Annotated in this window: 18 protein-coding genes and 1 pseudogene; 11 read left to right on the top strand and 8 right to left on the bottom strand. The window is 66.5% G+C overall.

All coding sequences use genetic code 11. The annotated features are described in order from the left end of the window. Positions 1 to 12 precede the first annotated feature (12 nt). The 3 genes and pseudogenes from AC1POX_RS17455 to AC1POX_RS17445 all read left to right on the top strand — a co-directional run. Positions 13 to 268, top strand: a pseudogene (locus AC1POX_RS17455) (DUF1631 domain-containing protein); the annotation flags it as partial. A 222-nt stretch (positions 269 to 490) separates the two neighbouring features. Continuing rightward, positions 491 to 2,848 (top strand): DUF1631 domain-containing protein, encoded by a 2,358-nt coding sequence (locus AC1POX_RS17450; RefSeq protein ID WP_011346511.1) that lies wholly within the window; start codon positions 491 to 493, stop codon positions 2,846 to 2,848. Positions 2,849 to 2,994: 146 nt separating this feature from the next. Further along, positions 2,995 to 4,092 (top strand): NAD(P) transhydrogenase subunit alpha, encoded by a 1,098-nt coding sequence (locus AC1POX_RS17445; RefSeq protein WP_372356425.1) that lies wholly within the window; start codon positions 2,995 to 2,997, stop codon positions 4,090 to 4,092. Positions 4,093 to 4,502: 410 nt separating this feature from the next. Here the strand turns inward: AC1POX_RS17445 and AC1POX_RS17440 are convergent, their stop codons facing one another. From AC1POX_RS17440 to AC1POX_RS17430, 3 genes are read right to left on the bottom strand one after another with little or no spacing between them, the layout of a single operon-like run. Then, complete coding sequence (locus AC1POX_RS17440; RefSeq protein WP_372356424.1) at positions 4,503 to 4,994, bottom strand: DUF3106 domain-containing protein; 492 nt, start codon at positions 4,992 to 4,994, stop codon at positions 4,503 to 4,505. 5 nt (positions 4,995 to 4,999) lie between these two features. Then, a complete protein-coding gene (locus AC1POX_RS17435; RefSeq protein WP_008578132.1) occupies positions 5,000 to 5,350 on the bottom strand; it encodes a hypothetical protein in 351 nt (116 codons plus the stop codon). Continuing rightward, a complete protein-coding gene (locus AC1POX_RS17430) occupies positions 5,347 to 5,910 on the bottom strand; it encodes an RNA polymerase sigma factor (protein WP_109291196.1) in 564 nt (187 codons plus the stop codon). Before AC1POX_RS17430 ends, AC1POX_RS17435 begins: the two co-directional genes overlap by 4 nt. 123 nt (positions 5,911 to 6,033) lie before the next feature. On the opposite strand from AC1POX_RS17430, the gene AC1POX_RS17425 reads away from it, so the two are divergent. Further along, on the top strand, positions 6,034 to 6,339 hold the full coding sequence (locus AC1POX_RS17425) for an NAD(P) transhydrogenase subunit alpha part 2 (protein WP_008578134.1): 306 nt from the start codon (positions 6,034 to 6,036) through the stop codon (positions 6,337 to 6,339). After that, positions 6,336 to 7,793: an NAD(P)(+) transhydrogenase (Re/Si-specific) subunit beta gene (locus AC1POX_RS17420; protein ID WP_071118843.1), complete on the top strand. Its 1,458-nt coding sequence runs from the start codon at positions 6,336 to 6,338 to the stop codon at positions 7,791 to 7,793. The genes AC1POX_RS17425 and AC1POX_RS17420 overlap by 4 nt, the downstream gene beginning before the upstream one ends. A 565-nt stretch (positions 7,794 to 8,358) precedes the next feature. On the opposite strand, the gene AC1POX_RS17415 is transcribed toward AC1POX_RS17420, so the two are convergent. After that, positions 8,359 to 8,778: a hypothetical protein gene (locus AC1POX_RS17415; protein ID WP_014089469.1), complete on the bottom strand. Its 420-nt coding sequence runs from the start codon at positions 8,776 to 8,778 to the stop codon at positions 8,359 to 8,361. Positions 8,779 to 8,964: 186 nt separating this feature from the next. Between AC1POX_RS17415 and sufT the strand changes: the two genes are divergently transcribed. The 5 genes from sufT to AC1POX_RS17390 all read left to right on the top strand — a co-directional run bounded on the left by sufT (position 8,965) and on the right by AC1POX_RS17390 (position 16,418). Beyond that, on the top strand, positions 8,965 to 9,519 hold the full coding sequence (gene sufT, locus AC1POX_RS17410) for a putative Fe-S cluster assembly protein SufT (protein ID WP_003488784.1): 555 nt from the start codon (positions 8,965 to 8,967) through the stop codon (positions 9,517 to 9,519). Between the two features lie 64 nt (positions 9,520 to 9,583). After that, positions 9,584 to 10,669 (top strand): branched-chain amino acid aminotransferase, encoded by a 1,086-nt coding sequence (locus AC1POX_RS17405; protein ID WP_014089470.1) that lies wholly within the window; start codon positions 9,584 to 9,586, stop codon positions 10,667 to 10,669. 306 nt (positions 10,670 to 10,975) lie between these two features. Beyond that, the gene (locus AC1POX_RS17400) at positions 10,976 to 12,709 is read left to right on the top strand and encodes a S8 family peptidase (protein ID WP_014089471.1); all 1,734 of its coding nucleotides are present in this window, start codon (positions 10,976 to 10,978) and stop codon (positions 12,707 to 12,709) included. A 259-nt stretch (positions 12,710 to 12,968) separates the two neighbouring features. After that, on the top strand, positions 12,969 to 14,378 hold the full coding sequence (locus AC1POX_RS17395) for a S8 family peptidase (RefSeq protein ID WP_008578141.1): 1,410 nt from the start codon (positions 12,969 to 12,971) through the stop codon (positions 14,376 to 14,378). Between the two features lie 342 nt (positions 14,379 to 14,720). Continuing rightward, the gene (locus tag AC1POX_RS17390) at positions 14,721 to 16,418 is read left to right on the top strand and encodes a S8 family peptidase (protein WP_372356423.1); all 1,698 of its coding nucleotides are present in this window, start codon (positions 14,721 to 14,723) and stop codon (positions 16,416 to 16,418) included. Between the two features lie 198 nt (positions 16,419 to 16,616). Here the strand turns inward: AC1POX_RS17390 and ybaK are convergent, their stop codons facing one another. Together ybaK and AC1POX_RS17380 are read right to left on the bottom strand one after the other, a co-directional pair. After that, positions 16,617 to 17,090: a Cys-tRNA(Pro) deacylase gene (gene ybaK, locus AC1POX_RS17385; protein WP_014089474.1), complete on the bottom strand. Its 474-nt coding sequence runs from the start codon at positions 17,088 to 17,090 to the stop codon at positions 16,617 to 16,619. A 4-nt stretch (positions 17,091 to 17,094) separates the two neighbouring features. Further along, positions 17,095 to 17,580: an asparaginase domain-containing protein gene (locus tag AC1POX_RS17380; protein ID WP_008578144.1), complete on the bottom strand. Its 486-nt coding sequence runs from the start codon at positions 17,578 to 17,580 to the stop codon at positions 17,095 to 17,097. Between the two features lie 509 nt (positions 17,581 to 18,089). Here AC1POX_RS17380 and AC1POX_RS17375 point away from each other — a divergent pair. Continuing rightward, the gene (locus AC1POX_RS17375) at positions 18,090 to 19,310 is read left to right on the top strand and encodes a glycoside hydrolase family 30 beta sandwich domain-containing protein (protein WP_209261716.1); all 1,221 of its coding nucleotides are present in this window, start codon (positions 18,090 to 18,092) and stop codon (positions 19,308 to 19,310) included. 222 nt (positions 19,311 to 19,532) lie between these two features. Here the strand turns inward: AC1POX_RS17375 and AC1POX_RS17370 are convergent, their stop codons facing one another. Then, entirely contained in the window at positions 19,533 to 19,877 is a 345-nt protein-coding gene (locus AC1POX_RS17370; RefSeq protein WP_008578146.1) for a DUF2069 domain-containing protein, read from the bottom strand. After that, the gene (wrbA, locus tag AC1POX_RS17365; protein WP_033837399.1) at positions 19,874 to 20,470 is read right to left on the bottom strand and encodes an NAD(P)H:quinone oxidoreductase; all 597 of its coding nucleotides are present in this window, start codon (positions 20,468 to 20,470) and stop codon (positions 19,874 to 19,876) included. Before wrbA ends, AC1POX_RS17370 begins: the two co-directional genes overlap by 4 nt. Between the last annotated feature and the right edge of the window lie 42 nt (positions 20,471 to 20,512).

Genomic DNA, 20,512 nt, shown 5'->3' with positions numbered 1-20,512 from the left:
ACCTCATGTAATGGCACCCACCTGGATTTCATTGGCCGCGACGTTCTCGGACAAGTAGGCACGCTGTCGTGGATCAGCCCGATCTCCGGGCGCCTGATGTTCGCCAACCGGCGTGGTGGCAGCTGTGCCTCGCTTCACCGGAGGAGCTGGCGATGACGGCGTTGCTGGACGGCCTGCGCCTGCACTGCGATGCCGCTGCCGCTGCCGCTGCGGCGCGATGCAAGGCGTGGCTGATGGTCCGGAAGCGCCCGCGAAGCTGAAGGCTTAACACCCGCAGGCGCAGAATGACTGCCGGCAAGCTCCACCGCGACGTGGCGAGCTAGGATGGCCGCTTGACACGCAAACCCTGGGCGGTCACGAGTAAAGTGAGTAACATGTCACACTTAACGGATGCGCGAACCGCCTACCATGCACGGGCGGAATTTGGGGCCGCGTCTGTTTTTTCTCGTTCGAAAATTTTCACGCCTGCAGAGGCGGGGAGCCTTTGCGCATGACTTTTCAGCCCAGTCCGTCGGGACACCCGGGCCGTGACCAACGCTTGCTCGAGCAGGCCCACGACGTGTTCGTGCCGGCGCTCGCGCAGGTTTTTGCTGCTGCAGTTGCGCATTTCGACGATGTGCTGTTCGACCGTGCCGAATCCGCTGGCGCGTCGCAGTTGCTGTTTCTCGATGGCATGCGCGAATTGCGCCGCAAGCGCGAAGAGGTCGCCCGCCAGTTCCGCCAGCAGCTGGAAGACGGCTGGCAGGCGTTGGTGCTCGGCACGCCGTTGTCGGCCGAAGTGGTGCTGGCCGGCGACATGGGCAGCGGCCCGCTGAGCCTGGTGCCCGAGCACGTGCTCGAATCGCGGCTGGCTGTGCGCAATCTGGCCACGGTGCTGTTGCGCGATTTCAAACAGGTGCTGGCACGGGTGGACCGCCGCCTGGGCTGGATCGCCGGCGGGCTGGAGCTGATGGCCGACACCAACCCGATTGGCCCCGAACATCTGGGTGTGGCGATCCACGAAGCCTTCGCCACCTGCGATCTGGCGCCGGAAGTGCGACTGGTGCTGATCAAGCTGTGCGAGCGCGATCTGGCCGAGCCGATCGGCAAGTTGTACGCACGCCTGGACGAAACCCTGGCCAAGGCCGGGGTGATGCCGGAAATTTCACAGGCCAAGCGCGCGCCGCCGCGCATGCAGCCGCGTGGCGAAACGCCGGAAGAGCGCGCCCAGGTCGAGGCGCAGGGCGGTCACGCCGAGGTAGGTGGCGACGATCAGGGTGATCAGTACGCACCGGCCTGGGCCAACCGTTTCCTTGACCGTTGGGCGCATAGCCGCGGCCGCATGCAGGCTGCGACGCAGCGCGGGCATGCCGATGGTGGCGGGGCTGGCGGCATGGACGGTGAGGCCGACCATCCTGGCGGTAGCCAGGGCATGCTGCTCGAGGCGCTGCACGAGTTGCTGCAACAGACCCGCAGCGTGCGCGACACCGCCGCTTCTGCCGCCACCGTCGCGGTGGGGCAGCAACGCCCGTTGAGCCAGCGCGAAATGATGTCGGTGCTGTCGCTGTTGCAGGCCACCCCCAGCGCGACGCTGCAGGCGGCCATCGGCGACGACACCGAATCGCTTGCGCAGCGATTGAAGAACGAGGTGCTTTCCAGCGCCACGCGGCTGGGCGTGGACCCGGCCACTGCAAAGCTCGACCCGATGGACGAAGACGCCATCGACCTGGTCGGCATGCTGTTCGATGTGATGCTGGACGAGCGCGATCTGGAAAATCGCTCGCGCGAAATGATCGGCCGCCTGGTGGTGCCGTTCGTCAAGGTCGCGCTGCTGGACCGCAAGATGTTCGTGCAGAAGACCCACCCCGCGCGGCGCCTGCTCAACTCGCTGGCCGAGGCCTGCGAAGGCAACAACGGCGACAGCGCTGCCGAGCGCGTGCTGATGGGCAAGGTCGAAGAGATCGTCGACCGCCTGGTGGCCGAATTCAACGAGAACCTGGCGATCTTTCTCACCCTGGAGGAAGAATTCCGCGACTTCCTGTCGCAGCACCGGCGCCGGGTGGAAATTGCCGAGCGTCGTGCTACCGAGACCCAGCGCGGGCAGGAAAAGCTCGAACTGGCGCGCAGCCGCGCGCTGTCGGAACTGGAGCAGCGTGCCCCCGAAGACGCGGGCCTGCCCAAGGCGGTGGACGACTTCCTGCGCCAGCCGTGGCTGCATCACCTGACCATGGCGATCCTGCGCGACGGCGAGGAAGGTCCCGGCACCATCGAGGCCCTGGCGCTGGCCGACGGCGTGCTGGAAGAACTGGCCGAAGCGCGCCGCCATATCGTCGGCAAGCCATGGCTGCAGGTGTGGCAGCCGGCGCTGCACCGCGTGTTCGCCAGCGTAGGCCTGCACGGGGATGCGGTGGTGGTGGCGATCACCGCCTTGCACGACACCCTGCAGGCGATCGCCGAAGCGCGCCCGGAACTGGAAAAAGCCCTGCCGGAACTGCCGCAGGTCAATCTGCCGCCACCGGCCGCCGAAAGCGTCAGCGTGGTGCTGGGTGCCGAAGCGGTCGCGCAGAGCATCGACAGTGCCGACGCCGAACGTTTCCGCGCGATGGATATCGGCACGTGGCTGGATTTTGTCGACAAGGATGGCAAGGTGCAGGCCGGCAAGCTGTCGTGGGTGAGCCCGATTTCGCAGCGCCTGCTGTTCGTCAATCGACGTGGCGTGCGTTTCTGCGTCGCCTCGCCGGAAGAACTGGCGGTAATGGTGCGCCTGGGCCGCCTGCGCGAGCACATCAACGATGGCGCTTTCGACAGCGCCATGCAGGGTGTGATCGATCGTCTGGATCCGTTGCAGAACAACAGCACGGTGCACTGAGCGGTCCCACGCGCACGGGTAGCCGCTGCGGCTTCCCGTAGACATGTGGCACGCGCGTGCTGCACTGGCGTCGTTGCCGGTACCGCCGGCAGTGGCGCCGCGCTCTGCTAGCATCGCCGCGACTGGGCGCAAGACCGGAGCAACGCATGGCTGTGCAGGTGCTGGTGCTGAAAGAACGGGCCGCTGGCGAACGCCGCGTGGCCGCGACGCCGGAAACGGTCAAGAAACTGGTCGCGCTCGGTGCCGGCGTGTGGATCGAGCCGGGGGCCGGCCGGGCCAGCAGCATGGACGATGCCGCGTATCTGCAGGCCGGTGCGCAGCTTGCCGGCGCCGACGCCGTGGCACAGGCCGAGATGGTGCTGTGCGTGCAGGCGCCCTCTACCGGGACCTTGCTTGGCTGCAAACCGCACACGGTGGTGATCGGCATGCTGGCGCCGGACACGGATCCGGCGCGCGCGCAGGCATTTGCCGCGCGGCAATTGATCGCGTTTCCACTGGAGCGCCTGCCGCGCACCACGCGCGCGCAATCGATGGATGTGTTGAGCTCGCAGGCCGGCATGGCCGGCTACAAGGCGGTGCTGATTGCCGCGCAACTGGCGCCGCGCTTTTTTCCGATGCTGACCACTGCGGCCGGCACCATGCGCCCGTGCAAGGTGTTGGTGATCGGTGCGGGCGTGGCCGGCCTGCAGGCGATCGCAACGGCCAAACGGCTGGGCGCGCAGGTGGAAGGCTTCGATGTGCGGCCGGAAACGCGTGAGCAGATCGCCTCGCTGAGTGCGCGATTTCTGGACCTGGGCGTGAGCGCTGCCGGCGAAGGCGGCTACGCGCGCCAGCTCAGCGACGACGAACGCGCCGAACAGCAGCGCCGTTTGGCCGAACATCTCACAGGTGTGGATGTGGTGGTGTGCACCGCAGCGGTTCCGGGCCGGCCGGCGCCGAAGATCGTGACCACCGAGATGGCGCGTGGCATGCGCGCCGGCAGCGTGATCGTAGATCTGGCGGCGGAAACCGGCGGCAATTGCGCGGCCACCCGCCCGGGCGAAACGTATGAGCTCGACGGCGTGGTCATCGCTGGCCCGCTCAATCTGGCCAGCCAGGGCGCAGTGCAAGCCAGCGAGATGTTCGCGCGCAACGTGTACGCCTTCGCCGCCTTGTTGATCAAGGACCGTGCGTTGACGCTCGACTGGGACGATGAGTTGCTGGCGAAGACGCGTTGGTCGGCGCCGGCGCCGACCAACGCGTAGGCATCGCAGAAAGTTCGGTGCGTGCAATGCGGCAAGGGCAGCACGCTGCGCATCGCGAGCCGTCGTCGGTCCGGCGCTGAAGAGCGCTCTTTCGGGCAGGTTGAGATTTGGCGCGGTCAGGGATTTCGTGGTTGTCCTTGCAACCAGCGACGCAGCGACGCCACCGATGCCAGCACGGGTGCTGGCATGCATCTGGTTGCCGCGACGTCATGCAGCTGCGTGCGCTACACACACTTACGCGGCCGCGCGCGCGGGGTGCGCAGGGTGCGCGTCGCTGCAGCGACTGGCCCTGGCATGCTGCAAGATGCCAAGCGCGACGGCTGGATCATATCCACCGCCCATCGCAACCCTGCGCGGCGCCTGAGCAAACGCAATCCGCCGCCGCGTCCGCTGCGCAGTCCTGGGAAACGTCAGTCCTCGACCGGCGGATGCTCGCGCAACCAAGCGCTGCGCTCGGCCGGGCTCATCTTCTGCCAGCGTTGCTGCAGTTCGTTGCGCTGCTGCGGGTTGAGCGTGCGCATGCGGTCGAACAAGGCCTTGGCCTCGCGGCGTTGCTCCGGACTCATGTTGCGGAAGCGGTCCATGCCGGCCTTGGCCTGCTTGCGCTGCTCGGGCGTCATGTCCAGCCAGCGGCGGGCGTGCCGGTACATCCTGGGACGTTCTTCGGGCACGTCGTTCCAGCGCTCGCGCAGCGCATCGATCATGACCTGGCGCTGCTGCTTGGTCAGTTGGTCCCACTCGGGCATGGGCGTCTCGTCACGCGGACCTTGGCCGCGTGGGCCAGGCGCGTCCATGGGCGGACCCGGGGGAGGAGGTCCGGGTGGGCCGTCCTGAGCCAGCGTGGAGGCGCATGGCCTGGTGCACAGCAACAGGGTCAACAGCAGGCGGGTGGTGTGGGTCATCGTGCTTATTCCATGGCCAGGGCGGTGTCGGAGCCGAGCCAGACATACAGGTCCGGGTTCTGGGCCAGCAGGTCGTCTGTCTCGGTGGTGGCGCTGGTGCTGGCAACCGGCGAGGTCGGCGCGGTGCCAGACGAGACGCTTTGGCTCGGATGCAGCTGCAGGCCGATGCCGATCGCCAGCAGGCCCGAGCACGCGGTGGCCAGCAACCAGTAGCCACGTCGGCTGCGCGTCGGGGCCGCGGCGTGGCGGGCCTGGCGCAGGCGCGCCAGGGTTTGCGGCGGCAGGCTGGTCAGCGCGGTGGCGTGCAGCTGGCGCAGCTGCGCATCCAGCCGGGCGGGGTCGTGGGAGCGGTTCACAGGAAATCCTCGAACTGTTTTTGCAACGCGTCGCGCGCGCGCGACAGGTGGGTTTTGACCGAGCCTTCGGAGCAGCCCATCGCCTTGGCAGTGGTGGCCACGTCCAGGTCTTCGAGCACGCGCAGAGTGAAGGCTTCGCGCTGGCGCGCCGGCAATGTGCGCAATGCATCGACCAGCCGTTGGTAGGCCTGTCGATGCTGTTGTTCGTCGACCGGTCCGGTGCCGGGGTCGGCCCAGTCGATCGGACCTTCGTCGTCGGCGCGCTCGGCCGGTGCCCAGAACTTCAGACGAAAGCTGCGTCGCCGCTGCAGGTCGATGATGCGGCTGCGCAGGATGCTCCAGAACAGCGGCGTCCATTCCTCCGCTGGCCGCTCTCGATAGCCCAGCAGCTTCACCATGGCGTCCTGCACGGCGTCCAGCGCATCTTCGCGGTGCCGCAAGCCGGCCTCGGCAAAACGGAAGGCACGCGGCCCGATGCCGGCCAGAAATGCATCCAGCGACACCGGTGTGGTGGCGGCCGGTGCGGTAGCTTGCGGATCGAAAGGAGTTCCCACCAGCACAGCGTAGCTTCCGCGGAGACGATACGACGTCAACGAGCGAGCGCGGATTCGGTTGACAGGCGCCCGCACGGGCGTGGCGTGGGTATGATCGGCGGGCCGCACCGGCCAGTGGAGCCAGAGACGATGAGCGACGGATTCGTAGCGCTGTACATCTTCATGCTGGCGGCCATCGCCGGCCATGTGATCATCTCGCGGGTGCCGGTGATCCTGCATACGCCGCTGATGTCCGGTTCCAACTTCATCCACGGCATCGTGTTGATCGGGGCGATGGTGGTGCTGGGGCATGCCGACACCACACTGGAAAAAGCGCTGGGATTTGTCGCAGTGGCGCTGGGCGCGGGCAACGCAGCGGGCGGTTATGTGGTGACCGAGCGAATGCTGGAGATGTTCAAGTCCAGCAAGAAGCCGCCGGGCGGGGATGCGCCATGAACGTGTCTATTGCCGAATTGCTGTCGTGGCTGGTGAAGTCGAGCTATCTGGTGGCAGCGACCTTGTTCCTGCTCGGCCTGCAGCGCATGGCGTCTCCATTGAGCGCGCGCAGCGGCATCCGCTGGGCCGGGCTGGGCATGTTGATCGCTACCGTGGCCACGTTCTTCCTGCCCGAGCTGCACAACGTGCCGCTGATCCTGGCGGCATTGGCGATCGGCACCGGCGTGGCGTGGGGGTCGGCCAGGAAGGTCGCCATCACCGACATGCCGCAGATGGTGGCGCTGTACAACGGCATGGGCGGCGGCTCGGCGGCGGCGATCGGTGCAGTGGAGCTGCTGCGGTTTTCGTTCTTCGCCAATCGCGACACGGCGCACTGGAGCGCGCAGGCGATTGCGCAGCTGGCGGCGCGGCAGCCGGACACCACCACGGTGGTGCTGGCGGTGATCGGTTCGGCGATCGGGGCGGTGTCGCTGTCGGGGTCGGTCATCGCGTGGGCCAAGCTCGACGGCCGGCTGGACCGGCGGGTGACCTTCCCCGGTCAACAGGTGTTCAATCTGGTGGTGGCCGTGGCGGTGCTGGCCCTGGCCGTCTGGGCGGCGAGCAGTCTGCAGCCGTTGGCGATCATTGCGTTCTTCGTGGTGGCGTTGGCCTTGGGCGTGCTGATGACGCTACCGATCGGCGGTGCCGACATGCCGGTGGTGATTTCGCTCTACAACGCGTTTACCGGGCTGGCGGTGGCGTTCGAGGGCTATGTGCTCGGCAATGAGGCATTGATCATCGCCGGCATGATGGTCGGCGCCGCCGGCATCTTGCTGACGCGGTTGATGGCCAAGGCGATGAATCGGCCGATCGGCGGCGTGCTGTTTTCCAACTTCGGCGGTGGCGGGCAGGCGCAGGAAATCAGCGGTGTGCAGAAGCCGATCGAGGCCGGCGATGTGGCGGCGATGATGGCCTTTGCCGAGCGGGTGGTGATCGTGCCCGGCTATGGCATGGCAGTGGCGCAGGCACAGCACAAGATCTGGGAGCTGGCGCAGCGCTTGATGGCGCGCGGGGTCAAGGTGAAGTTTGCGATCCATCCGGTCGCCGGGCGCATGCCCGGGCACATGAACGTGCTGCTGGCCGAGGCAGGTGTGCCCTACGATCTGATCGCCGACATGGACGACATCAATCCGGAATTTGCCAGCACCGACGTGTCGTTGGTGATCGGTGCCAATGACGTGGTCAATCCGGTTGCCAAAACCGATCCGGCCAGCCCGATCTACGGCATGCCGATTCTGGACGTGGTCAATTCGCGCAACACGGTGGTGATCAAGCGCGGCAAGGGGACGGGCTTTGCAGGCATCGAGAATGCGCTGTTCTACGCCGACAACACGCGCATGTTGTACGGCGATGGAGCAGAAGCCGCTGGTGCGCTGGTGAGTGAATTGAAAGCGCTGGATGGCGGCGGGCATTGAGTGCTGGTGTGTCGTCAGGCGCGCTCGGATGCTTGAGGCAACGCACGGTCGGTCGTGTCTTGTTGCGTTACAGGTGACGCTTACACGCGCGGATCAACGCCAGGGTTAGTCGAAGGCGCGGCGCCCTCACCGCTCGCGGGACACGCCGTCAATCCGTGCCTGGAGGCTCGATGGCGGCATCGATGCCGCCAACGGTCCCGCAATCGGCAAGGGCACCGCGCCAGACAGTTTGCTGATTGCCTTGTTCAAGAACAAAGGCACCGGGGCAGTTTTGCTTGCTGCTCTTTTGAACGCTACGCACCCGACCAACGTGACTGGTCCTTGCCCGCCCACCGTCGCGGAACCCCCGGCGGCATGGATGCCGCCAAGGAGCTTACAAGGACGTACTTGCAGCGTGGCTCGCGATGGTGGGCGGGCACGGATCCTGCGGCAAACGCGCAGCGCTTTCCGATGTATCTCTGATGGGAGCGATGGCGCTTGACGAGCACCGGCGCTCGAATCTGTGCAGCTGACGCATCAGCTTCAACGACGTGCGATGTTGGCTACTGAAACAATCGCGCCTGGCTCAACGCGCCGCCCACCACGCCACCAACAGTGCGGCGGCGTAGCACAGCAAGTCGAAGCCGTTGTTGGCCAGTTGCAGCAGCGTCCAGGCCAGGCCGGTGCCCATCTTCTGTGCCGAGGTCCACGGGTCCAGGCCCAGCGGTCCGCCCAGTTGCGCCGAGGCGATGCCCCAGTTGGCGCCCGCGATGATCAGCGCCGTCGCCACCATGGCCACGCCGATGCGCAGGCGGCCTGCATGCAGGGTGCCCAGGCGCAGCATCCAGACGATCTCCAGTGCTGCGACCACGGCCATCCAGCCGGCCTGGTTGCCCAGGGCCAGGGCGATGAGCAGCCAGGCGATGAGGGCGGTGACGCATCCCAGCAACAGGAGCGGGGGCCAGAGCCAGTGGGCCGTTCTGGCGGACGCGGTGGTGGGCGGCATTGGAGCTCCTGACAGTGCGCACATGATAGAGCGCGCGCCGGCCTTTGCGACGCACGCCACGCCACGACAGTGCGGCTGATGGAATGCAGCGTCGTTCCCGGCTGGCGCGGTGGCCGGCGGCGGTGGCGTCGTGGTCGGCTAGAATGGCCGACTTGCGCGCGACCTGCGCGGCCCCATATCCAGCCCATGTATTCCCGTAGCAGCGAACCCGTCCAGTTCGAACGCGATTGCGATGCCGTCATGGTGCCGCAGGGCGATTCGGTGACCCTGCCCGCAGGCAGTTACGGCTATATCACCCAGGCGCTGGGTGGCAGCTATACCGTCTTTGTCGAAGGCAATCTGTTCCGCATTGCCGGCAAGGACGGCGATGCGATCGGCAAGGAGCCGCCGCCGGGGCTGGAACTGCCCGCCAATGCCAGCGACGAAGAGGTGGAAGCGCTGGTGTGGCAGCAGCTGCGCACCTGTTTCGACCCGGAAATTCCCTTTAATATCGTCGATCTGGGCCTGGTCTACGAGGCGGTGGTCAGCCATCGCGAGGAAGACGACCAGCGCCGGGTCGACGTCAAGATGACCCTGACCGCGCCCGGTTGCGGGATGGGCGAAATCCTGGTCGACGATGTGCGCAGCAAGGTCGAGATGATCCCGACCATCGCCGAGGCCGACGTCGAGCTGGTGTTCGACCCGCCGTGGGGCCGGCATATGATGTCCGAAGCGGCCCGTCTCGAGACCGGCATGCTCTGATCGTCACGCGCCATGTCCACGATGTGGCGCTGCGTCCTTTCGCCCGCCATACAGGAATCTCCCGGTGTCCGTGTCCTTCGCTTCCACCCGTTCTCCGTCGCCGCGCAGCGCCGACGAATTGTCCGTGATCCTGGCCGCACCCGGTTTCGGGCTGCATTTCACCGACCACATGGTCGCCATCTCCTGGAACAACGAGCAGGGCTGGCACGACGCGCAAGTGCGCGCGTACGGCCCGCTGCAGCTGGATCCGGCAGCGTCGGTGCTGCATTACGGCCAGGAGATCTTCGAAGGCATCAAGGCCTACCGGCACGCCGACGGCTCGATCTGGACCTTCCGTCCGCAGGCCAACGGCGAGCGCCTGCAGCGGTCGGCGCGCCGTCTGGCGCTGCCGGAATTGCCGGTGGACCTGTTCGTCGAATCGTTGCGCCAGCTGGTCGCCGTGGACGGCAATTGGGTGCCGTCGGCGCCGGAGACCAGCCTGTATTTCCGCCCGTTCATGATTGCCGATGAGGCCTTCCTGGGCGTGCGTGCGGCGCACAAGGCGTCGTATTACGTGATCGCCAGCCCCGCCGGCCCGTATTTCGCCAAGGGCGTGGCACCGGTATCGATCTGGTTGTCCACCGAGTACGCACGTGCGGCCAAGGGCGGCACCGGTGCGGCCAAGTGCGGCGGCAACTACGCCGCCTCGCTGTTGCCGCAGCAGAAGGCCTATGCCCAGGGCTGCTCGCAGGTGTTGTTCCTGGACCCGGTGGAAGGCAAGTACATCGAAGAACTCGGTGGCATGAACGTGTTCCTGGTCTACAAGGACGGCACGTTGGTGACCCCGGAACTGTCCGGCAGCATCCTGGAAGGCATCACCCGCGACAGCATCCTGCAACTGGCCCGCGACCGTGGCATGCAGGTGATCGAGCGCAAGGTCGCCATCGACGAATGGAAGCAGGGCGTGGCCTCGGGCGAGATCACCGAGGTGTTTGCCTGCGGTACCGCGGCGGTGGTGACCCCCATCGGCGAGCTGAAGGGCGAGGGGTTCGCGGTGGGCGATCTGTCCGCGCCGGCGGGCGAGGTGACCATGTCGCTGCGCCAGGAACTGACCGATATCCAGTACGGCCGCGTGCCGGACCGCCACGGGTGGTTGGTGCGTTTGTCGTAAGCAGACATATTCGTCAAACAAGGGCCTCCGTGTGTCAGCACGGGGGCCTTTTGTTTGCGTAACAGCAAAAAGACCCTTTTTCGCCTGGGAACCGGTCGAATTCAGCATGAGTCAAGTGTGATTGAAGTCACGCAATGACATTTTGATTTCGAAAATTACCAACTCCGTATTGTCCAGTTCGGTTTCTTTGGGATAGGTTCGCTGAACGGATCGATAACAGGGGCGGTCCGGGGCACTGGGCCAGTCGCCATCGCGACGGTTTCGGAACTACCGCTTCGGCGGTTCTCTTGACTGGAAGGGAATTCGATGTCTAACGCGTCGTTTCGTCCGCGCCACCGTGCGCTCTGCATCCTGGGTGCTTCGGCACTTACCTCGCTGTTGCTGGCAACGCCGGCATTTGCCGGCGATGTCTACCTGGGTGGCCTGGCCACCGCGCAGACCCACCAGAAGTTCATCGTGACCTACAAGGACGGCAGTAGCGCCCTGAGCAGCCCCAGTGTGTTGACCACCTCGTTGCGCACCGCTGCACGTGCGTTGCCGGCCAAGGCCGGCAAGCCGCTGGGCCTGAACAGCGTGCGTCGTCTGGCCGTGGGACCGGAGCTGATTCAGGCCGACCGCGCGCTGGATCGCGCCGAAGCCGAAACCCTGATGCGCCAGCTGGCCGCCGACCCCAACGTGCAAAGCGTGGAAGTGGACCAGATGCTGTACCCCACGCTGACCCCCAACGACAGCCGCCTGTCCGAGCAATGGGCCTTCGGCACCACCAACGCCGGGCTCAACATCCGCCCGGCCTGGGACAAGGCCACCGGTGCCAACGTCGTGGTTGCGGTGATCGACACCGGCATCGTCAGCCACCCCGACCTGGACGCCAACATCCTGCCCGGCTATGACTTCATCAGCGATGCCACCGCCGCGCGCGACGGCAATGGGCGCGACAACAATCCTGCCGACGAAGGCGACTGGAACTCGACCAGTGGGTGCGCCACGTCCAATTCCAGCTGGCACGGCACCCATGTCGCCGGCACGGTGGCGGCGGTGACCAACAACACCACCGGCGTGGCCGGTACCGCGTTCAACGCCAAGGTGGTGCCGGTCCGCGTGCTGGGCCGTTGCGGCGGTTCGCTGTCGGACATCGCCGATGCCATCATTTGGGCCTCCGGCGGCACCGTCAGCGGTGTGCCGGCCAATCCCAACGCGGCCGAAGTCATCAACATGTCGCTGGGCGGCGGTGGCACCTGTTCGTCCACGATGCAGAGCGCAATCAACGGCGCCGTCTCGCGCGGTACCACGGTGGTGGTGGCGGCCGGCAACAGTGCCGCCAACGTGTCCGGTTCGTTGCCGGCCAACTGCGCCAACGTGATCGCAGTGGCGGCCACGACCTCGGCCGGTGCCAAGGCCAGCTATTCCAACTACGGCAGCGGGATCGACGTCTCCGCGCCAGGGTCGGGGATCCTGTCCACGCTCAACAGCGGTACCACCACGCCGGGCAACGCCAGCTACGCTTCGTACAACGGCACCTCGATGGCGGCGCCGCATGTGGCCGGCGTTGTTGCCCTGGTGCAGTCGGTGGCGCCCACCACGTTGACGCCTGCCGCAGTGGAAACACTGCTGAAGAACACCGCACGCGCCTTGCCGGGCGCCTGTTCGGGCGGTTGCGGTGCGGGCATCGTCGATGCCGATGCGGCGGTGACGGCGGCCATCGCCGGCAGCAGTGGCGGTGGTGGTGGCGGAACCGGCAACACCTTGACCAACGGCACGCCGGTGACCGGCCTGGGTGCAGCCACGGGCGCGGAGTTGAACTACACCATCACGGTGCCGGCCGGCAGCGGCACGCTGACGGTGACCACCAGCGGCGGCAGCGGCGATGCAGACCTGTACGTGCGGGCCGGTAGCGCGCCCACCGACACCGTCTATGCCTGCCGTCCGTATCTCGATGGCAATGCCGAAACCTGCAACATCACTTCGCCGTCGGGAACCTATTACGTGCGGATCAAGGCTTACAGCACGTTCTCCGGCGTGACCCTGACCGCCAGCTACTGACGCTGGATCGCTGCACGCGTTCCCTGGCATGACCGCCAGGGAACGCGCCTTCCTCGCTTCAACCCCATCTGCGATACCTCGCCCAGGTCTGCCGTTTCGGCAGGCGCAGGCGACGTGTTGCCGCTTGGCCGGAATGGACACCGGCCAGTCGCCCCGACGGGCCTGGCGCCCGTGCAGTTTCCGGCTCCGAACCGCAGCGTGCGGCAACGGGCCGGCCCTCTCGCCGCAGCTGCGGTACCTCTCCAATAAGGAACGATCGATGTCCAATGTGTCGCAACGTCGTGCGCCCACGCGCGCGCTGGTAGTCCTGGGTGTTTCCGCGCTGACCTCGCTGCTGGCCGTGCCGGCGTTTGCCGGTCAGGTCAATCTGTCCGGGTTGGACTCGCAGCCCACCCTGGACCGCTTCATCGTCAAATACAAAGACGGTTCCAGTGCGGCGGTCAGCCCGACCTCGATGCGCGCATCGCTCAATTCGGTTGCCGGCGCGATGCCGGCACGCGCCGGCCGTGCGCTGGGCCTGAACCACGTGCGCCGCACGGCGCTGGGTTCGGAAGTGCTCAAGACCGATCGTGGCCTGGACCGCGCCGACGCCGAAACCCTGATGCGCCGCATCGCCGCCGACCCCAGCGTGGACTACGTGGAAGTGGACCAGATCATGTACCCGGTGCTGACTCCCAACGACACGCGCCTGTCCGAGCAGTGGGGCTTCGGTACCTCTTCCTCCAGCATCAACGTGCGCCCGGCCTGGGATACCGCCACCGGCACCGGCGTGGTGGTGGCCGTGATCGACACCGGCATCACCAGCCATCCGGACCTCAACGCCAACGTGCTGCCGGGTTACGACTTCATCAGCGATGCCACGCGTGCACGCGACAACAACGGGCGTGACAGCAATCCGGCCGACCAGGGTGACTGGACCACGGCCGGCCAGTGCGGCAGCGGTACGTCGGCCGCCAATTCCAGCTGGCACGGCACCCATGTGGCCGGTACCATCGCGGCGGTCACCAACAACAGCACCGGCGTGGCCGGTACCGCGTTCAACGCGCGCATCGTGCCGATTCGTGCGCTGGGCGCCTGCGGCGGCGCGACCTCCGATATCGTCGATGCGATCGTGTGGGCCTCGGGTGGCACCGTGTCCGGCGTGCCGGCCAATGCCAACCCGGCCGAAGTGATCAACATGTCGCTGGGCGGCAGCGGCAGCTGCTCGAGCAGTTACCAGAACGCCATCAACAGCGCGGTGTCGCGCGGCACCACCGTGGTGGTGGCGGCCGGCAACAGTAATGCCAACGTGGCCAACTTCACCCCGGCCAGCTGCGCCAACGTGATTTCGGTGGCATCGATCACCTCGGCCGGCGCGCGTTCGAGCTTCTCCAACTACGGCACCGGCATCGATATCTCCGCGCCGGGTTCGGCGATCCTGTCGACCTTGAACAGCGGCACCACCACGCCGGGTTCGGCCAGCTACGCCAGCTACAACGGCACCTCGATGGCGGCCCCGCACGTGGCCGGCGTGGTGGCGCTGGTGCAGTCGGTCGCCAGTCGTCCGCTGACGCCTGCGGCGGTGGAAACGCTGCTGAAGAACACTGCACGTCCGCTGCCGGGCGCCTGCTCGGGCGGCTGCGGCGCGGGCATCGTCAACGCGGCCGGCGCGGTCAGCCAGACCCCGTAAACCTGCGCCGACGACCGCGATGCCGGCGCGATGCCGGCAATGCGTCGGGTCTTTTCCGACGCCGGTGTCGGTGCTTTGAAACCTGCACTGCCCCGCTCTACGCGGGGCAGTGTGCGTTCGGGAAGCGGTAATGGCCGCACCGCCGGCCAGGGCCGCCAGCGCTGGCTGAATGAAGCGCGTGCCAGCACGGCATGGCTGCCTTCAGTGCGCCCGGTAGCACGCCGATAGCCAGCCCACGTGAGGCATGCAACATCTGCATGCACGCGCAACGGGAACGGCGCAGCGCAGTGGCTTCAATGCGTTGCCAACCGGGTTGCAAGATCCTTGGGGAGGGATGAAGTCATGCCGTATCACTCAGTGGGCGCACTGCGCCGCGTTGCATTCGTCTGTGCGTTGTCATGCACGTTTCATGCCGCCGCTGGCGAGGTCAGTCTGCAAGGATTGAATTCCAGCAGCACCCATCAGCGCTTCATCGTCAGCTACAAGAACAGCGTCGGCAGCGGCCGGGCGACCGGGTTGTCTGCGCCATGGGGCGACATCGCGCGTGCCGTGCCGCAAGCGCGCGGGAAGGCGCTGGGCCTGTCGGCCACGCGCCGGCTCAGTGGCGGGCCGATGTTGCTGGTGGCCGACCGCAAGCTGGACCGCGTGGATTCGGAAAGCCTGATGCGGCGCCTGGCCGCCGACCCGGCGGTCAAACGCGTGGAAGTGGACATCCTGATGCGGCCACTGCTGGTTCCCAACGACCCCGGCGTGCCGCAGCAGTGGGCGATGGGCGCGACCGCCGCCAGCCTCAACATCCGTCCGGCCTGGGACCGTTCCACCGGCAAGGGCATCGTGGTGGCGGTGATCGACACCGGCATCACCAATCATCCGGACCTGGCAGCCAATGTGCTGCCCGGCTACGACTTCATCGTTGATCCGGCCACGGCGCGCGATGGCACGGCGCGCGATGCGAACGCGGCCGACCAGGGCGACTGGGCCGCGGCCAACGAATGCGGGCCCGGAGCGTCGGCGTCCAATTCCAGTTGGCATGGCACGCATGTGGCCGGCATCGTGGCGGCGGTGGGCAACAACGCGGTGGGCGTGGTCGGTACCGCGTTCAACGCCAGGATCCTGCCGTTGCGGGTGCTGGGCCGCTGCGGCGGCTACATGTCCGATATCGCCGATGCGATCGTGTGGGCGTCCGGCGGCAAGGTCTCCGGCGTGCCGACCAACCCCAATCCGGCCACGGTGATCAATCTGTCCTTGGGCGGTACGGGCACCTGCTCGGCGACGTTGAACAACGCCATCGCCGCAGCGGTCACGCGCGGCAGCGCGGTGGTCGTGGCCGCCGGCAACAGCAATATGGACGTCTCCACCAGCGTGCCGGCCAATTGCGCCAACGTGATCGCCGTGGCGGCCACCACCTCGGCCGGCGCCAAGGCCGGCTTCTCCAACTTCGGCAAGGGCGTGGATATCGCCGCGCCCGGGCAATCCATCGTGTCCACGCTCAATACCGGCACCACGGCACCGGGCAATGCGGCATATGCGGTGTACAGCGGCACCTCGATGGCGGCGCCGCATGTGGCTGGCGTGGTGGCGTTGATGCAGTCGGTGGCCCTGAATCCGCTGCCGCCGGCAACGGTGAAAGCCCTGCTCAAGGCCAGCGCGCGGCCCATGCCGGTCGCCTGCACGCAGGGCTGCGGGGCAGGGCTGGTGAATGCCGATGGCGCGGTGGCGGCGGTGATCGAGTCGACCACTTTGGCCAGGAATGTGGCACGCACCGGGCTGAGCGCAGCGCTTTCCGACTCGCTGTATTACCAGGTCAATGTGCCGGCCGGCGCTCGTTCGCTCAAGGTCGCGCTTGCCGGTGGCAGCGGCAATGCCGACCTTTCGGTACGGGCCGGTGCGTTACCGACCGACGCGGCGTACAACTGCCGCAGCATGTTGCCGGGCAATGGCGACAGCTGCAGGCTGGCCGCGCCGGCCGCGGGCGTCTATTACGTGCGCTTGAAGGCAACGCTGGGCTTTTCCGGCGTCAGTGTCACGGCAGCGTATTGAGTGGTGCCGGCGCGGCGTCGTTGCCGTGCCGAAACACGCGACATGGTGTTGTGGTGCGGCAGTGGTGCATGGGTGAAGTGCGAAGACACTGGCGGAAGATCGAAATACGCAAGCGGTCCGTCGAGAGGCATCGCGTGAGTTAAGTCCCAAACGCGTCACGCGCATGCCAAGCGGCATGCGCGCATTGCGTCTACGCGTTCACTCGCACAGCGCGCAAGCGCGTGCGGCGAGTGCATGCACCAGCTGGGTACCGGGCAATTCCAGCAGCAGTCCCCGCTGGCCGGCGTTGATCCACAGCGCCGGTGCGTCCAGCGCGGTGATTTCGACCAGCACCGGCGCCTGCCGTTGCTGGCCGAGCGGGCTGATACCGCCGACCTTGTAGCCGGTTCGCCGTTCGGCATCGGCCACGTCCATCATGCGTGCCGACTTGCCACCGTAGGCGCTGGCCAGTTTTTTCAACGACACCCGGCGGTCGCATGGAATCACCACGCACACCGCCTTGTCGTCGACCCATGCCATCAGTGTCTTCAACACGGTATGCGGCGGCAGGCCCAACGCATGTGCGGCCTGCAATCCCTTCGCATCGGCATCGGCCTGATAGTCGTAAGGATGCAGCACATAACCCACGCCGGCCGCGTCCAGTGCCTTGGTGGCGCGGGTGGCCTTGCTCATGCACTCAGACCGATTCGAAGCGGTTGGCGGCCACGTTCTTGCGCACTTTTTGCGGATTCCAGATGCGGCCGTTCATGGCGATATAAACACCCGACGGCAGCGATTGCACTGCGCCCACCGCGCAACCGATATTGAATTCGGCATCCGAGCCGCGAAAGCGCGCCGGATTCAAGGCACCGGTCATCACGATGGTCTTGTCGGCGATCGTCTGCAGCACCTTGCCGGTTTCCACCATCGAATCGGTGCCGTGGGTGATCAACACGTGGCGGGTGGGCTGGGCGGCGATGGTGGCGCGGATCAGTTCGCGGTCGGCATCGGTGATGTGCAGCGAATCCTTGCGGATGATCGGAATCACCGAAAAACGAAACGTCACGCCCAGTTCTTTCAGAATCTGTCCGATCTGCGGGTCGCCGATCTGGTAGTCCGATTTGTCGTCGAAGTAGATCTTGTCGATCGTGCCACCGGTGGTGACGATCAGGAGGTCTTCCATTGCTGCGGATCCTGTAGGGCTAACGCGGCGCAGGCCGCGCGCGGGCCGCCATGATACCGCCCGGCCAAGGGGCTGGCAGTACGGTAGCCATCGCGATAGACCAGCGGGGGCAAGACCGGCGCCTGGCTGCCGACTATGTGGCGGCGCTGCATCCGATTGAGATGGCCTGGCGCAGGCGCACGCCGACATGCCTAAGGGTGCCTGCATGTTCGAGGGCAGCGGGTGTCGTGCAGGCTGGCGTAGCCCTGCCCATGGCGTGCTTGCGCCAAGTCAGCGTGCAACTGGAGTTGCCACTGAACGCGTTGCTTCAGCGTTGCCCGTGCCCAGCCTCCACATGCCGCAGCGCAAAACGCAGTGTGATCCACGCACCGCTCCGCTGCGCCGGGTGCGTGTGCTACGTCACGAACTCAATAAAGAGACATTACGGAAATTGACTTGACATTTGTGCGGTCGATAGTCGGCGAGCCGTCGGTACGCATGCCGTCGGCATTCCCTTCCCGGAGAGCCTCATGAACAAGTCCTTGTCGATGTTACGCGCACTTACCTGCGCGATGGCTGTGCTGCTGGCGGGTCATGCCGCTGCGCAGACGGTGACGATCACGCCCACGCAGACCTACCAGACGGTGCGCGGGTTCGGCGGCATGAATGGCGCCGGCTGGATCAACGACCTGACACCGGCGCAGGTGGATCTGGCTTATGGCAGCGGCACCGGGCAGATCGGGTTGTCGATCCTGCGCATGCGCATCGACCCCTCCAGCTCCGGCTGGGCCACCCAGGTGCCGACGGCAACGCGCGTGCATGCGCTGGGCGGGCTGGTGTTCGCAACCCCCTGGACCCCGCCGGCTTACATGAAGTCCAACAACAGCCTGACCAATGGCGGCAAGCTGCTGACGAACTATTACGGCGCCTACACCCAGCACCTGCTGGATTTCGCCAATTACATGTCGGGCAAGGGCGCGCCGCTGTATGCGATTTCCCTGCAAAACGAGCCGGATTGGCACCCGGATTACGAATCGGCCGACTGGAGCAGCAGCGACTTCGTCAACTATCTCGTGAGCCAAGGCAGCAGGTTCGGCAGCCTCAAGGTCATCGTCGGCGAATCGGTGGGGTTCAACTTCTCCATCACCGACCCGGTCCTCAACAACGCCACTGCCAGTCAGGCCACCTCCATCGTGGCCGGCCATCTGTATGGCGCAAAGCCGCGCGACTATGCCTTGGCGCGTAGCAAGGGCAAGCAGGTGTGGATGACCGAGCATTACACCGACAACACCGATGGCAACGCATGGCCGTCGGCACTGGGAGTGGCCAGCGAACTGCACGCCAGCATGGCGGCCAATTTCAACGCCTACATCTGGTGGTACATCCGGCGCAGCTACGGGCTCATCAGCGAAAACGGCGCGGTGAGCAAACGCGGCTATGCGATGTCGCAGTTCGCACGCTTCGTGCGGCCAGGGTCGGTGCGCGTGGGCGCCACCGAACACCCGTACAGCGATGTCTCGGTGACCGCCTACCGCACGCCGGACAACAAGCTGGTGGTGGTGGCGGTCAACACCGGCACCGGCCACCAGCGGCTGGACCTGACGCTGCCCTCCGGCACTGCCACGCAGTTCGCCAAATACAGCACCTCGAGCACGCTCAATGTCGGGTTCGGCGGCAACTACAGCGTGGTCAACGGCAAGACCTCGCTGTATGTCGACCCGCAGAGCGTGGCCACGCTGGTCGGAAACTGACAGCGGCCGCCGAAACGCCGCACGTCCTCGTCAGGTGGCGTGGACGGCGCGCTCGGGCCAGAGTGCAGGCTGTGCATGCCACCTGATCGCCGGCCGCGTTCGCCTGACGATGATCGAAGTTGGTGTCGTGGTTGCCTTGGGGTAGTCGCGGCTGACCACCTCGGCTAGCTGCATGCGCAGCTGCATCGCGCAGCTGCGCCTACGGTTTGATCGGCTCGCCGATCAACGTGGCGGGCGCTTCCTGCCCAAGCGCGCCGCCATGCCGGGACCACCTACCAGGCCCACCACGGCCAGGGCGAGCAGTAGTTCCATCCACGCCATTCCACGTGCCTGCGGCTGGCTCCAGGCGGCCATGACGCCGTGGCTGAACCAGCCCAGCGCAAACACACCGGCCCAGAAGCGCGCACGCGCGCTGCGCACTGCCAGTACACCGGTCAGCGCGGCCGGCAGCACGAACACGATGAGCGCGGCCAGTGGGCGCGGGTCGTCGTGGAACCACACCGCAAACAACGCCGCCAGCGCCAGCAGCGCAGCGCTCAGCAGCCAGTGCGTGGCGCGCACGCTCACGGGGTTGCCAGCCGCCGTGCGACATCGGCCACCCGGCGGCCCAGCGCACGCGCCAGCAGCGCTTCGTCCTCGCTCGGTTGCGGGTCGCCGCCAGCGCCGGAGACATGGCTGGCGCCATAGGGCGTGCCGCCACTGGTGGTATGGCTGAGCGCAGCTTCGGTAAACGGAATCCCCACGATCAGGCAACCGTGATGCAGCAGCGGCAGGTGCATCGACAGCAAGGTGGATTCCTGTCCGCCATGCATCGACGCGGTAGAGGTGAACACGCCAGCCGGTTTGCCGGCCAGGGTGCCACTGGCCCATTCGGCGCCCAGGCTGTCGAGGAAATGCTTCATCGGTGCGGCCATGTTGCCGAAGCGGGTGGGGCTGCCCAGCAGCAGGCCGCTGCAGTCGGCCAGATCGGCGCGGTCTACATAGGGCGCGCCTTCGTCCGGGACCGGCGGGGCGCTGGTCTGGGTGACCGCAGCCACCGGTGGGACGGTGCGCAGCCGCGCGCTCATGCCGGGCACTTCGCCGATGCCGCGTGCGATCTGCCGCGCCAGCCGCGCCACCGAACCGCCCCGGCTGTAATACAGCACCAGAATCTCCGCCATCGTGTCGTTGCCGCCTGTGTGAGTTGCCGCAGTATCGGCCAA

It is taken from the genome of Xanthomonas sp. NCPPB 3442, assembly GCF_056725145.1.
The sequence above is the reverse complement of the archived record's forward strand: the minus strand, read 5'-3'. Positions and strand labels throughout refer to the sequence as shown.